Origin of the sequence: Nonomuraea polychroma (assembly GCF_004011505.1) — a bacterium.
GTDB classification, from domain to species: Bacteria; Actinomycetota; Actinomycetes; order Streptosporangiales; family Streptosporangiaceae; genus Nonomuraea; species Nonomuraea polychroma.
This window is the reverse complement of sequence record NZ_SAUN01000001.1, coordinates 6,555,415-6,568,255: the sequence shown is the minus strand read 5'-3', so window position 1 is coordinate 6,568,255 and position 12,841 is coordinate 6,555,415. Positions and strand designations below refer to the sequence as shown.

Sequence of the window (12,841 nt, the reverse complement as noted above, 5' to 3'; positions counted from 1 at the left end):
GCGCGCATAGTGGGCGGACCTGACGGAAAGAGAGGCGCCAACCATGACAGCCCCCCTGCTTGCTCAGCGTCCCAGCAAGGCGCTTCTGATCGGCCTGGTCGTCTCGGGAATCCTCGCGTTGCTCGTCCTGGGCATCATGCTGCTCTCGGGCGGGCCTCTCGGGTTCGGGCTGTCGGCGTTGCTCGCTGTGGCGCCGCTGCCGGTGCTGCTGGCCGCGGTGCTCTCCCTTGATCGCCTGGAGCCGGAGCCGAAGCTGCATCTGGCGTTCGCGTTCGCGTGGGGCGCAGGGGTGGCCGTCGTGGTGGCCGTGGGGTTCACGCTCCTCGGCCAGGAGTTGTTCGTCAGGGCGGGGTACGGCGCCGCGGTCGTCGAGAACGTGGGCACCGTCCTGCTCGCCCCCGTGGTCGAGGAGGCGCTCAAAGGCTCGGCACTGCTGCTGCTCCTGCGCAGGAGGCACGAGATCGACGGCCTGACCGACGGCATCGTGTACGCCTCCATGGCCGGCCTCGGCTTCGCCGCCGTCGAAAACGTCGGCTACTACCTGCTCGCGTTCGGTGAGGACGGCGTCAGCGGCGCGATCCAGCTGTTCGTGTTGCGCGGCCTGATCGACCCCCTCGGTCACCCCGTCTACACCTCGATGATCGGACTCGGCGTCGCCTACGCGCTGACGCGCCGCTCGCCCGCCAGGCTCGCCGCGATCCCGCTCGGCTATCTCGGCGCGGTCTTCCTGCACGCGCTCTGGAACGGCTCGGCCACCACGGGCTCGCTGGCCTGGCTGGGCATGGCGTACCTGGTGATCATGGCGGCGCTCGTCCTGCTCATCGTCGTGACCGTCGTCGAACGCCGGCAGTTCGTCGGCAAGATGAGCGTCTACCTGCCCGGCTACCAGCAGACCGGGCTCGTCACCGACCAGGACGTCCGGATGCTCAGCACGTTGTCGGCGCGCAAGGCGGCCCGCAAATGGGCCAGGGGAGTCGGGCTCGGCCGGGCCATGAGCGACTACCAGCAGGCGGCGACCGAGCTGACCATGCTGCACCTGCGGGCCGAACGGCAGGGCATGGACCCGGCCAGGTTCGCGGTGGAGCGCGACGCCTACCTCGGGGCGATGGCGCAGGCCCGCCGCTGGTGATCAGCGGGGCAGGAGGAAGTTCCACAGGTGTGCGAGCACCGCGTCCGGCTGCTCCTCGGCCAGGAAGTGCCCGCACTCGGGGATTTCGGCTCCTCGCACGTCGAGGGCGTAATCCCGCCAGATGTCCAGCACCGGCACCCTGCTCGGCAGCCCGGCGGCGCCCCAGAGCGCGAGGACCGGCATCTCCAGCCGCCGGCCCGCGTTGTAGTCGGCGTCGTCGTGCTCGGCGTCGTACGGGAACGAGGCCCGGTAGTCCTCGAACCCGGCCCGCAGCGCGCCCGGTTGCTCGAACGCGCGCACGTACTCCTCGACCTCCAGCCGCGACCGCTGCACCGTCCATTTCTCGAAGAAATAGCCCAAGTAGCCGCGCACGTCCTGGCCCGCCAGCCGCTCCGGCAGATCGGGCTGCAGGTGGAACGTCCAGTGCCAGGTGCCTGACGCCAGGCCGGTCGTCATGTCGAACCTGCGCCACATCTCCCTTGTCGGGATGATGTCCATGACCACCAGCCGCTCCACCTCGCCTGGGTGGTCGAGCGCGTAGCGGTGGGCGACCCTGGCGCCCCGGTCGTGGCCGGCGAGCACGAGCGTGGAGTGTCCGAGCGAGCGTGCCAGGGCTCGGATGTCGGCCGCCATCGTGCGCTTGTCGTAGCCGGCGACCGGCTTGTCCGTGCGGCCGTACCCGCGCAGGTCGGGGGCGACGACGGTGAAGCGGCCGGCCAAGGCGGGGATGAGCCGCCGCCAGCAGTAGGAGCTCTGCGGCCAGCCGTGCAGCAGGACCAGCAGAGGTCCTTCGCCGGCGATCACGTAGTGCATGCGCAGGCCGTCGAGGTCGGCCATGCGCGATTCGATAGTCGGTTCGGTCATTGAACTCATGGTGCCGCACGCTAGCACGGTTCGGTGAATGAACTAACATGCGCCCCATGGCGCTCGGCAAGAACTACGACGGTCAGGACTGCTCCCTCGCCAAGGCCCTGGAGGTGATCGGCGAGCGGTGGACGCTGCTCGTGGTCCGCGACGCCATGTACGGCGTGCGGCGCTTCGGCGACTTCCAGGCCCACCTCGACATCCCGCGAGCCGTTCTCTCCCAGCGGCTCGCCACGCTCGTCGCGGCCGGCGTCCTCGACCGGCGCCGCTACCAGGACGCGCCGCCGCGCGACGAGTACGTCCTGACCCCCATGGGCCGCGAGCTCTGGCCGCCCGTGCTGGCCCTGACGCAGTGGGGCGAGCGCCATCTCGCCGCGCACGGCCCCCGTCGCCTGTACCACCACGTGACCTGCCGGGCCCGGCTCGACCCGCAGTCCGGCTGCCCGGCCTGCCGCCGGAGCGTCCCGCTGGAGGAGGTCGAGGTCCGCCCGGGGCCGGGCCTGCGCCACGACACGCGCGAGGACCTGGTCAGTCTCGCCCTTCGGACGCCACACCGGATGTTGGCTCCCATTCCTGACAAAATCATCAGGGAAACCCTCGAAGGGAGATCACATGAGCTGGGCGGAGATCGAGTCCGAGGCTGAGCTGCGCGACCTGCTGGGGGAGGTCATGCCGCGGGCGGCCACCAAGGAGCGGGTACGCCTGCACGAGCGTGACCGGCAGTGGCTGGCGGCTTCGCCGTTCTGCCTGATCGCCACCTCCGACGATCAGGGCAACTGTGACGTCTCGCCCAAGGGCGACCCCGCCGGGTTCGTCCATGTCATCGACGACGCCACGATCGCCATCCCTGACCGCCCAGGAAACCGCAGAGCGGATGGATTCCTCAATATCCTGAAAAATCCGCATGTGGGGTTGATCTTTCTCATTCCCGGCCGCAACGAGACCCTCCGTATCAACGGCCGCGCCCGGCTCGTCCGCGAAGCCCCGTTCTTCGACGAGTTGATCGTCAAGGGCCACCGCCCGCATCTCGCCCTCGTCGTGGAGATCGAGCAGATCTTCTTCCACTGCGCCAAGGCGTTCCTGCGCTCGGGGTTGTGGAAGCCGGACACCTGGGGCGACGGCGGCCTGCCCTCGCACGCGAGGCTGGTCAAGGACGTGCAGAAGGTCGAGGAGACCGTCGAGGAGCTCGAGAGCTACTACGGCGAGACGTACGCCAAGAAGCTCTATGCCTCCTGACATGCAAAGACCCAGGCCGCAGCGCAGGTCGGCCTGGGTCGTCCGGTGGGGCTAGGCGGCAGGCGTGGGGCCGCCGGGGAAGCGGATCACGTTTCTGCCGGTGTAGGCCCGCAAATCGATCACCTTGGGATCGGCGGGCGGCTTGCGGCGGTCTGCCGACCGAATGTCGCGGACCTTGTGCCTGACAACGTGTGGCGGCACCACCACAAGCCTTTTCACAGTCAGCCCCCCGTGATGTTTCTGTTACCTATGTTATCTACAGATACCCCCGTAAGTTTGCTGTAAGGAGCAAGTCAGTAGGGAAGCTTGCGACCCGCGGGTGAACGCAGGTCCAACTCCATGGCCGGCCGCGGACGCCGCATGGCCGTCGCCTTGGTGACTTTGACGCGTTTCATGGTGTATCCCCTTTCCGAAGCGCGTCGTTCTCCTTTCAACGACTGTGCGCCGCTCGACTTGATGGCGGCCTGGCGGGCGCTTTCCGCCTGCCATGCGCGCCAACCTAGCCGGAGCGCCGGGCCGGCTCAATGCATTTCTACGAGATCAGCTGCCGGGAGTGAGGCGGGCGGGGACGGCGATCCGGTTCCAGGCGTTGATCATCGCGATGGCGGCGAGCAGCAGAGCGAGCTGCTTCTCGCTGTAGTGCTCGCTCGCCTCCTGCCACACCTCGTCCGACACAGTCTGCCGGTCCGGCAGCCTGGTCGCCTCCTCCGTCAACGCGAGCGCAGCCCGCTCGGCCGGGGTGAAGACCGTGGCCTCGCGCCAGGTCGCCACCATCCACAGGCGTTCGTCGCTCTCACCGTCCTTCTTCATGTGGTGGCTGTGCATGTCGACGCAGTAGGCGCAGCCGTTGATCTGGCTGGCGCGCAGCTTGATCAGCAGAATGGTGCTGGTCGGCAGCTCGCTGTCGTGCAAGATCTTCTCCACCCCCAGGAGGTGGTGGTACACCTCGGGGATGTTCTTGGCGACATTGATCCGCTGGGACATGTGAACCTCCTCAGTTCTTCTGTTCGCAGAGACAGGACGGGGGAGGTGGCCCGGTTGTGACAGCTTCGCGGAAAAACTTCGGATGAGGTCTCAGCCCTGGCAGTTGCCCCAGGACTGGCGGCCGCCCCACGCCTCGACCCGGCCGTCGGGGTCGCGGGTCCACCCGGAGTACCGCACGCACTTCCAGCTGCCGTCGAGATGACCGGTCTCAGCGTAGTAGCGGTACTTCTGCACGTCCTGCGACGTGCCGCCGCCCCGTACCTCGAGATAGGCGCCGGTGACGGAGCGGATGCCCCGGTACGCGGTCTTGATCGCGGCCACGCAGTTCTTGCCGGAGCGTTTGCTGTACATGAGGTAGACATGCCCGAACACGGCGCCGCCCTGCGTCTTCATCGCCCGGTGCCCGTCCTTGACGCGGTGGAAGCCGGGGCCGCAGATGCGCTCGGGGGTATAGCGCGCCGTGGCCGCGTACGCGGAGGAGGGGATGGCGGCGATCCCGGCGGCGACTAGGGCGGCCGCTATGACCGTTCGCGTGAGCACGGTTTTCCCTTCGACAGGGGATATAAGGACATCGTTGATCTTTACTGTGGCCTTACCGTAATTGCAAGGGGTTGGATGCCGCTCATCGCGGTCCGCGCCGCTTGGGCCGTGTTCTGGGGCTCCTGGTCGGGCCTGCTGCCGGCCATCAAGCTGGAGCTGGGCGGGGACTCTGGGGACTCGCCGTCGTGCTGGGGGCGCTGGCCGCCTGTCTGCTCATCATCGAGAACTCGGTCGAGCAGTGGTCGGTGCTGCTGCTGGAGGACCATCGCGGCGCCACGCCGCCGCTGTCGAGCGCCGCGCCCGCCGTCTACATGGGTGCCCTCACGGCCGGGCGGCCCATCGTGCAGGCGGTGTCACGGATTCCGCTCAAGGTGATGTACCTCGTACACGGGATTCGTGGTCAGCCCGTTGCTCGTGGCTGGTCTGAGCGGGTGGCTCGGCCTGCCCGTGGCGCTCGCCGCGCTCGGGCTGCTGGCATTGCCGCTGGTGGCGCGTTTCGCGGTGGAACGGTCGTGACAGACGGGACGGCCGGAATATGGCGGTTCTTTGAGGAAAGGGGACCACGGAACGGGGTATCCCCCCGGGCGGACTCGACTGCAAAGGGGATCACCATGGCTGTCTGCGAGACCTGCGGCAACGACTACGACATGGCGTTCGAGGTGCACGCGCAGGGAGCGGTGCACACCTTCGACTGCTTCCAGTGCGCGATCGAGGCCATGGCGCCGGTGTGCGAGCACTGCGGCACCAAGGTCATCGGGCACGGAGTGCAGGCGGGTGAGCATTGGTACTGCTGCGCGCACTGCGCCCGCGAGGAAGGCACCAAGGGCATCGTCGACCGCGTCATGGCGGGCAGCGCGTCCTAGGGCTCAGGAGAGCGCGTACGCCTCCTAGGACCCTGGGAGGCCGCGCGCCTGAAACCGCAGGAGGCTGCGCATGCGGTCGACGGCCTCCTCCAGCGGACCCTGAGGCACCGGGGCGGCCAGGTCCAGGGTGATGTCGCCGTTCCTGGCCTCCCAGACGCCCGCCACCCGGCCCTCGTGGACGACCACGGGGGAGATCCAGCCTGCCTGGCGGCTGACCTTGGGTTTGAGTGGCGGCGGGATGAGCGGGGCGAGCGCGCGCGGGGCGGCCAGAATGTATTGGTCGAAGCCGGGCAGCAGGTGGACCTTTGTGGACGGCCGGATGCTCGCCAGGTCGTCCAGATGCTCGGTCAGCGCGAGCAAAGTCATCCCGTCGTCGGTCTCCACCTCGGTCAGCTCGGGCGCCAGATCGCGGAACCAGCCCTTGAGCACCGCCTTCCTGGCCACGCCGCCGAACAGCCAGGTGTCGAACATCTCCGGCGTCGCCGGGCCGTGCGCGCCGAGGAACGCCCGCACCACCCGAACGCCGGCCTCCTCGAACGGCGGCGGCTCGGACGGCCAGCCCGGAATCCAGGCGCGCGGGGCGGTGAACGTCACCCTGCCCTCGCGGGGCGGGCCGTAGCACAGCTCGCCCAGGCGGCTCAGCGGCTTGAGCAGGGCGCCCCAGCCGGACGTCAGCGCCTCCCGCAAGTGGGCGTTGCCAGTCACCGCCACCACGGCGTCGACCAGCTCCTCGCGGGTCAGCGGCCGCTGAGCTCCGTCACTCAGCGCCTGCGGGACCGCCTCGATGATCGCCGCGATCTCGGCGGCGGTGACGCCGTGGCCGCGCTGCCACGACCCCTTCTCCCAGAACCGCAGCGTGCCCAGGGCGGCGCAGTATGCTGCCAGCTCGTCGGCGGGGACCAGGTGCAGGGTGCCGCGCATGATCCACGTCTTGGCCAGGGTCCGGTCGGTCCACAGGGCACGGTCGACCTCGTCCGGGTCCGGCTTCGCGCTCCTGACCGCCACCGCCAGCTGCGCCGACGAGGCCACCTGCGTCTGCACGCCGCACAACCTGCGGGCCACGGTCACGACATCGGGGGCGTCGGCTCCGCTCACGAACTGCCGGTGCAGGCGCCATGCCAGGATCTGAGGCCAGGTGAGTTTGGTCGTCACCCGCCCACTTCTACACCACCCCACCGACGATTCCCTTGCGGCCTTGCGGCCTTGCGGCCTTGCGGCCTTGCGGCCTTGCGGCCTTGCGGCCTCGATCGTGTCGGGCTGTGGGCCGTCTGCGGCGAGTCCAGCGGGCCGAAGGCACGCAGTGCGGCGCCCAGCCCGAGGGGGTTCCCAAAGGCTCTTAAAAGGGCGGCAGGGGGCGCCGGGCCGCCACGATCACGGGCCCGCTGGACACGACCGTCGTACAGGAGCAACTCACCGGCTACCACGCCTCCTGCCGACGTGTGAGCGGTGCCCGGTGGGTTTGCGCTTGAGGCCGATGTTGTGGTGCCGGGTGGGTTTGCGCTTGAGGCCGATGTTGTGGTGCCGGGCGGGTCAGCGCATGAAGCCGATGTTCTCGTAGCGGAGGTCGTAGAAGCCGCGTGCCCCCACGTTCGCCAGTGTCGCCTTGGTCGCGACCATCTGCGGCCGCTGGTAGAGCGGCAACACGTTCACCTCCTCCCAGATCAGCTTGTCGGCCGCGTTGGTGGCCGCACGCGCCTGCACCGGGTCCAGGCTCTGCGCGGCCCGGCTCATGGCCTTGTCGATGGCCGCCGACCCGGTACGCCCGAAGTTCGCGTTCCACGTCTTCCCGTCCGCCGAGTTCACGTAGATGCCGTAACTGCTGGACACCGGGAACGGCGTGCCGATGTACGCGAACGGCGTGATGTCGAAGTTCCCCGGGATCACGTAATTGGTGAAGAAGTCGTCACTCGGCACCGCCTTGATCGTCAGCTTCACCCCGATCTGCGCGAGCATGCTCTGCGCCAGCTCGCCCTCCGACTTGCTGAGCTGCACCCCGGACGGCACCACGAACCGCAGATCCAGAGTCTTGCCGTTCTTCTGTCTGACCGTCCCGTTCAGCTTCCACCCGGCCGCGTCCAGCAACTGCCGCGCCCGCTGCGGGTTGTACACCCCCAGAGCCCCCGCATTGTCCTGGTAACCCTCCTGGGTGTTCATGAAGAAGTGGTTGTTCAGCAGCGCGATCGGCCAGCTCAGCCCCTGCAGGTCGGACTGCGCGATGGCCTGCCGATTGATGCCCAGCTGGATGGCCTGCCGCACGTTCCGGTCCCGCAGCAGCTCGCTCGACCCGTTGAAGGTGAAATGCCGGAAGTCGGGCCCCGCCGCCTGGCGTACCTGTGCCCCCGCCGTGGCCTTCGCCCGCGCGTAGTCGGGGGCGGACGGGCCCACGTCGATGATGTCGAGCTCGCCGTTGCTGAACGCCCCGATCAGCGAGTCCTGCTCAGATGCGCGAAAAATGATCTTGTCGAGCTTGGCCCGCTCGCCCCACCAGGCATCGTCCCGGACCAGCGTGATCGTCTTGGCCGTCTGATCGAAACCCCCGAACTTGAACGGCCCGGCCGTCACGGGGATCTTGTTCAGCCAGGAGGTGTTGAAGGCCTCCGGCGTGCGGTTGGTCGCGGCGGGCAGCAGCGGCCCGAAGAGCGACTTCCAGTCCGCGAACGGCCGGACGAACGTGACGATCACCTCGAAGTCGTCCTTCCCCCGCGCCACCTTCTCGATGTCCTGGTAGCCGGTGGGTGAGACGATGCGGTAATCCGAGTCCCGGCCGTTCAGCGCCTGCCACTGCGCCTGGTAGTCGGCCCACGTGATCGGTCGCCCGTCGGACCAGTGCGCCTTCGGGTTCAGCGTGTACGTCACCACCTGCTTGGGCCGCTGATCGCTGACCTTCGCGTCCAGCACATAGTCCCGGTTGACGGAGATCTCCGCCTTCTCGTCCGACAGGAACGGCGACGGCAGCAGTGCGTTGCTGACCGAGGCGGCCACGGCCAGGTTGCCGTCCACGTGGTTCCTGTTCCACTGCGCGGGGAACTCGTTGATGCCCCACCGCAGCGTCCCGCCGTCCTTGAGCTTGTCACGTGGCTGCGGATTGATGTCGGAGGCCTTGACCGTACGGTCGTCGCCGGCGCTGTCTCTGCCCCCCGGACCGATTCCCGCCCCGCCGCCGCACCCTCCCAGGGCCACGACCATGGTGGCGGCCACAATAAGACATGCTGCCTTCATTGAGCGATTCCTCCCCCTTTATACGATTTCACGCCGCTCGGCGTAGTGGCAGGCCGCGCCCTGGTCCCCGCCCACCGGCCGCACCTCGGGCTCGACGTCCACGCAGAGCTTGCGTTCTTCGTCGGTCAGCTCGGCACGGAACTTGGGACACCTGGTGCGGAAACGGCAGCCCGTCGGGGGATGAGCCGGGCTGGGCAGATCGCCGTGGAGCAGGATCCGCTGCCGTGACCGCTCGCGTACCGGATCGGGCAGCGGGATCGCCGACAACAAAGCCTGTGTGTACGGATGCGCCGGAGCCTCATAGAGCGCATCCACCTGTCCGATCTCGGCAATCTTGCCGAGATGCATCACGGCGACCCGGTCGGCGATGTACCGCACCACGGCCAGGTCGTGCGCCACGAACAGATAGGACAGCCCGAGCCTGGCCTTCAGCGCGTCGAGCAGGTTGATGATCCCGGCCTGGATCGACACGTCGAGCGCCGAGACGGGCTCGTCCAGCACGACCAGCTTGGGCTCCAGCGCGAGCGCCCGGGCGATGCCGATGCGCTGCCGCTGCCCGCCCGAGAAGTCCTGCGGGTAGCGGGCGGCGTGCGAGACCTCGAGCCCGACCAGGGACAGCAACTCGGTGACCCGCCGCCCGGGGGAGCGCAGCCCGTGCGTGCGCAGCGGCTCGGCCAGGATGTCGTGCACGGTCATGCGCGGGTCGAGCGAGGCCATCGGATCCTGGAAGACGACCTGCATGTCCCGCCTGATCGCGGTGCGCTCCGCCCGGCCGAGCCGGGCCGTGTCGTGCCCGAGCACGACGATGCGGCCCTCCTGCGGCTTGGCCAGCTCCAGGATCTGCGTCAGCGTGGTCGTCTTGCCGCTGCCCGACTCGCCGACCAGCCCGAGCGTCTCACCCTGCCGGACGTCGAACCCGACCCCGGCCACGGCGTGCACGGTGCCCACCCGGCGCTTGAACACCGCCCCGCGTACCAGCGGATAGTCCTTGACGAGGCCGCGGACCTCCAGCACGGTGCGCTCGCCGCGGGCCACCCGGGGCTCCCGCGGCCCTGCGGGCTCCGGCGGCCCCGGCGGATGGACCTCGTCCCAGCGGATGCACGCGGCCCGATGCCCGGCCCCGACCTCGAACAGCGGCGGCTCTCCCTCGTCGCACGCGTCCACCTTCAAAGGGCAGCGCGGCGCGAACGGGCACCCCGGCGGCAGCGCCGCCGGGGAGGGCGGGTTGCCCTCGATCGGCACGAGCGGCCGCCGTCCGCCCCGGTCCACGCGCGGCACGGAGCTCAGCAGGCCCACGGTGTACGGCATGCGCGGCCCGTAATAGATGTCGTCCACGTCGCCCACCTCGACCGGGCGGCCGGCGTACATGACCAGCACCCGGTCGGCGAAACCGGCCACCACCCCGAGATCGTGCGTGATCATGATGATCGCGGCGCCGGTCTTCCGCTGCGCTGTCTTCAGCACCTCCAGCACCTGCGCCTGGATGGTGACGTCGAGCGCCGTGGTCGGCTCATCGCAGATGATCACGTCGGGGTCGTTGGCGATGGCCATCGCGATCACCACGCGCTGCCGCATGCCGCCGGAGAACTCGTGCGGGAAGGCCAGCGCCCGCTCGGCCGGACGCGGGATGCCGACGAGCTCCAGCAACTCGATGGCCTTGACCAGGGCGGTCTCCTTGCTGACCCGCTGGTGCACGCGCACGGCCTCGGCGATCTGGTCGCCGACCCGGTAGACCGGTGTGAGCGCCGACAGCGGATCCTGGAACACCATCGACATGGTCTTGCCGCGGAAGGCGGTCAGCTCTCGCTCCGGGGCCCCGATCAGCTCCTTGCCGTGCAGCCGTACGGACCCGGAGACGCGCGCTCCGGGCGGCAGCAGCCCCATGACGGCGGCCGAGGTGACCGACTTGCCCGAGCCGGACTCGCCGACGATGCCGAGGACCTCGCCGGGCTGCAGGGCGTAGCTGACCCCGCGTACGGCGGGCACGTCGCCGAACCACACGTTGAGGTCGCTCACCTCGAGGACCGGGCTCATCGTTTCGCCGCCGGGTCGAACGCGTCACGGAGCGCGTCGCCGATGAGGTTGACCGCGAGCACCGTGACCACCAGCAGCCCGGCCACGAACCAGAACGTCCACGGCGCGTACGTGGCCGTCTTGGAGCCGTCGGCGATGAGCGTGCCGAACGACACGTCCGGCGGCTGGATGCCGAACCCGAAGTACGACAGCGAGGTCTCAGTGAGAATCGCGGCGCTGACGTTGAGCGTGGCGTCCACGATCAGCAGCGACGACAGGTTGGGGATCACGTGACGGAACACGATCCGCGTCGCCGGCACCCCCATGTAGCGGGCCGCCTGGATGAACTCCCGCTCCTTCAGCGAGATCGCCATCCCTCTGACGATCTTGGAGGTGACCATCCACAGGAACAACGCCAGCATGATCACGAAGAGTGGCCACTGCCCCGACTCGAACAGCGGCGACATGATCGCCAGGATCAGGAACGCGGGCAACACGAGCAGCAGGTCGGTCACCCAGCTCAGCACCCGGTCGGTCCACCCCAGGAAGTAGCCGGCGAACGCCCCGACCACGGCCGCGAGCGCCGTGGACACCAGAGCCGCCAGGAGGCCCACGACCAGCGACTTCTGCATGCCGCGCAGGGTCACCGCGTAGACATCGGCACCCGTCTGGAGCGTTCCGAACCAATGGGAGGACGACGGAGGCTGCAGGAACGCCGTGAAATCCTTGTCCGTGTAGCTCCACCGGCTGAACAGCGGCCCGGCGAACGCCAGCAGGAACATCAGCGCCAGCACCACGAACCCGGCCAGCCCCTGACGGGAGCGGAAGAACCGCCCGGCGACCACCCGTGTCCGCGACGGGTTCCTGATCAGGACGCCGTCGGACAGTTCCTCGGCCACCTCCTCCTCGTGCAGCGTCATCAGGCCCGCACCCTGGGATCGAGCGCCGCGTGCAGCAGATCGGAGGCGAGCGAGGCGCACAACACGGAGATCGCGGCGAGGAGGGAGATGGCCGCGACGGTGTTGACGTCGTTGCTGAAGATCGAGTTGATCAGCTGCTCGCCGAGCCCGTGCCAGCCGAAGATCTTCTCCGTGAACGTCGCCCCGGTCAGCAGCGCCCCGAACATGAACGCGAAATAGGTCACCACGGGGATCAACGCGGTCCGCAGCGCGTGCCTGACGAGCGCCTTGCGCCTGCTCAGGCCCTTGGCCATGGCCGTGCGCAGGAAGTCGGCGCCCAGCACGTCGAGCATCATGTTGCGCTGGTAGCGGCTGAAGACCGCGATGAGCCCGATCGACAGTGAGATCGTCGGCAGGATCAGGTGTTGCAGCCGGTCCACCACCTGTCCCCAGAACCCGGCGTCGAGACCGGAGCTGTATTCGCCGCTGACCAGGAACACCTGGCGGCCGAAGACCTGTTCGTTGGCCCATGTCGCCACCAGGATCAGCATGTTGGCCAGCACGACCACGGGCACCGCGAGCACCAGGAACGACAGGCCGGTCGAGAGCCGGTCGAACCATCCGTACTGCCGGACCGCCGCCAGCGCCCCGAGGAGCACCCCGAGCACGCTCCCGAACACCAGCCCGAGCACGACCAGCCGGAACGTGACGCCCATGCGGCGCTTGAGATCCTCGTTGACCGGTGAGCCCACGACCGACTTGCCGAAGTCGCCGCGCAGCACGCCGGCCGCCCATGTGGCGTAACGCTGCAGCAGGGGCGTCTTGTCGTTGAGGTTGAGCGCGCTGAGCTGGGCGTCGACCACGGCGGGCGGCGGCTTCGGCGTGCGGTCGGCGTAGTTGGAGCGCGGGTCGAGGGCCGTCGCCGCCAGGAGGTAGGCGAGACTGGCGGCCACCGCGACGAGCACGGCGTACGAGAGGAGTCTGCGAACCAGGAATCCGGCCATCGTCCCCCTCCGACGCGCACGGCATGCGGGCGAGCCGCTGAAAATGGCACACCGTAGTCATATAGCTACACCATGCGAGCGGCTCCGCGC

The 12,841-nt window shown here is 68.8% G+C and carries 13 protein-coding genes; 4 read left to right on the top strand and 9 right to left on the bottom strand.

Annotated elements, in window-relative coordinates; translation table 11 throughout:
* The first annotated feature begins 43 nt into the window (after positions 1-43).
* A complete protein-coding gene (locus tag EDD27_RS29945; protein WP_127935351.1) occupies positions 44-1,129 on the top strand; it encodes a PrsW family intramembrane metalloprotease in 1,086 nt (361 codons plus the stop codon).
* On the opposite strand, the gene EDD27_RS29940 is transcribed toward EDD27_RS29945, so the two are convergent.
* On the bottom strand, positions 1,130-1,993 hold the full coding sequence (locus tag EDD27_RS29940) for an alpha/beta fold hydrolase (RefSeq protein WP_206641719.1): 864 nt from the start codon (positions 1,991-1,993) through the stop codon (positions 1,130-1,132).
* 56 nt (positions 1,994-2,049) lie between these two features.
* Between EDD27_RS29940 and EDD27_RS29935 the strand changes: the two genes are divergently transcribed.
* Both EDD27_RS29935 and EDD27_RS29930 read left to right on the top strand, forming a co-directional pair.
* Positions 2,050-2,637, top strand: coding sequence for a winged helix-turn-helix transcriptional regulator (locus EDD27_RS29935; protein ID WP_127935350.1), 588 nt, complete (start codon positions 2,050-2,052; stop codon positions 2,635-2,637).
* The gene (locus EDD27_RS29930) at positions 2,606-3,229 is read left to right on the top strand and encodes a pyridoxamine 5'-phosphate oxidase family protein (RefSeq protein WP_127935349.1); all 624 of its coding nucleotides are present in this window, start codon (positions 2,606-2,608) and stop codon (positions 3,227-3,229) included. The genes EDD27_RS29935 and EDD27_RS29930 overlap by 32 nt, the downstream gene beginning before the upstream one ends.
* Before the next feature lie 51 nt (positions 3,230-3,280).
* Here the strand turns inward: EDD27_RS29930 and EDD27_RS54630 are convergent, their stop codons facing one another.
* From EDD27_RS54630 to EDD27_RS29920, 3 genes are all read right to left on the bottom strand, one after another.
* On the bottom strand, positions 3,281-3,430 hold the full coding sequence (locus tag EDD27_RS54630; RefSeq protein WP_164903386.1) for a hypothetical protein: 150 nt from the start codon (positions 3,428-3,430) through the stop codon (positions 3,281-3,283).
* 339 nt (positions 3,431-3,769) lie between these two features.
* Positions 3,770-4,213, bottom strand: coding sequence for a carboxymuconolactone decarboxylase family protein (locus EDD27_RS29925; RefSeq protein ID WP_127935348.1), 444 nt, complete (start codon positions 4,211-4,213; stop codon positions 3,770-3,772).
* A gap of 90 nt (positions 4,214-4,303) precedes the next feature.
* Positions 4,304-4,753: a hypothetical protein gene (locus tag EDD27_RS29920; protein ID WP_127935347.1), complete on the bottom strand. Its 450-nt coding sequence runs from the start codon at positions 4,751-4,753 to the stop codon at positions 4,304-4,306.
* A gap of 611 nt (positions 4,754-5,364) precedes the next feature.
* Between EDD27_RS29920 and EDD27_RS29915 the strand changes: the two genes are divergently transcribed.
* Positions 5,365-5,616 (top strand): hypothetical protein, encoded by a 252-nt coding sequence (locus EDD27_RS29915; RefSeq protein WP_127935346.1) that lies wholly within the window; start codon positions 5,365-5,367, stop codon positions 5,614-5,616.
* Positions 5,617-5,640: 24 nt separating this feature from the next.
* On the opposite strand, the gene EDD27_RS29910 is transcribed toward EDD27_RS29915, so the two are convergent.
* The 5 genes from EDD27_RS29910 to EDD27_RS29890 all read right to left on the bottom strand — a co-directional run bounded on the left by EDD27_RS29910 (position 5,641) and on the right by EDD27_RS29890 (position 12,751).
* A complete protein-coding gene (locus EDD27_RS29910; RefSeq protein ID WP_127935345.1) occupies positions 5,641-6,768 on the bottom strand; it encodes a winged helix DNA-binding domain-containing protein in 1,128 nt (375 codons plus the stop codon).
* Between the two features lie 378 nt (positions 6,769-7,146).
* The gene (locus EDD27_RS29905) at positions 7,147-8,814 is read right to left on the bottom strand and encodes an ABC transporter family substrate-binding protein (RefSeq protein ID WP_127935344.1); all 1,668 of its coding nucleotides are present in this window, start codon (positions 8,812-8,814) and stop codon (positions 7,147-7,149) included.
* Between the two features lie 39 nt (positions 8,815-8,853).
* Positions 8,854-10,869, bottom strand: coding sequence for a dipeptide ABC transporter ATP-binding protein (locus EDD27_RS29900; RefSeq protein ID WP_127935343.1), 2,016 nt, complete (start codon positions 10,867-10,869; stop codon positions 8,854-8,856).
* Positions 10,866-11,768 carry an ABC transporter permease gene (locus EDD27_RS29895; protein WP_127935342.1) on the bottom strand — a complete coding sequence of 301 codons (903 nt, stop codon included), beginning with the start codon at positions 11,766-11,768 and terminating at the stop codon, positions 10,866-10,868. Before EDD27_RS29895 ends, EDD27_RS29900 begins: the two co-directional genes overlap by 4 nt.
* Positions 11,768-12,751, bottom strand: coding sequence for an ABC transporter permease (locus tag EDD27_RS29890; protein ID WP_127935341.1), 984 nt, complete (start codon positions 12,749-12,751; stop codon positions 11,768-11,770). The genes EDD27_RS29895 and EDD27_RS29890 overlap by 1 nt, the downstream gene beginning before the upstream one ends.
* Positions 12,752-12,841: the final 90 nt, after the last annotated feature.

Coding starts and splice junctions, on each gene's coding strand:
- EDD27_RS29945 (WP_127935351.1), top strand. CDS start 44: ATGACAGCCCCCCTGCTTGCTCAGCGTCCCAGCAAGGCGCTTCTGATC.
- EDD27_RS29940 (WP_206641719.1), bottom strand. CDS start 1,993: ATGACCGAACCGACTATCGAATCGCGCATGGCCGACCTCGACGGCCTG.
- EDD27_RS29935 (WP_127935350.1), top strand. CDS start 2,050: ATGGCGCTCGGCAAGAACTACGACGGTCAGGACTGCTCCCTCGCCAAG.
- EDD27_RS29930 (WP_127935349.1), top strand. CDS start 2,606: ATGAGCTGGGCGGAGATCGAGTCCGAGGCTGAGCTGCGCGACCTGCTG.
- EDD27_RS29925 (WP_127935348.1), bottom strand. CDS start 4,213: ATGTCCCAGCGGATCAATGTCGCCAAGAACATCCCCGAGGTGTACCAC.
- EDD27_RS29915 (WP_127935346.1), top strand. CDS start 5,365: ATGGCTGTCTGCGAGACCTGCGGCAACGACTACGACATGGCGTTCGAG.
- EDD27_RS29900 (WP_127935343.1), bottom strand. CDS start 10,869: ATGAGCCCGGTCCTCGAGGTGAGCGACCTCAACGTGTGGTTCGGCGAC.
- EDD27_RS29895 (WP_127935342.1), bottom strand. CDS start 11,768: ATGACGCTGCACGAGGAGGAGGTGGCCGAGGAACTGTCCGACGGCGTC.
- EDD27_RS29890 (WP_127935341.1), bottom strand. CDS start 12,751: ATGGCCGGATTCCTGGTTCGCAGACTCCTCTCGTACGCCGTGCTCGTC.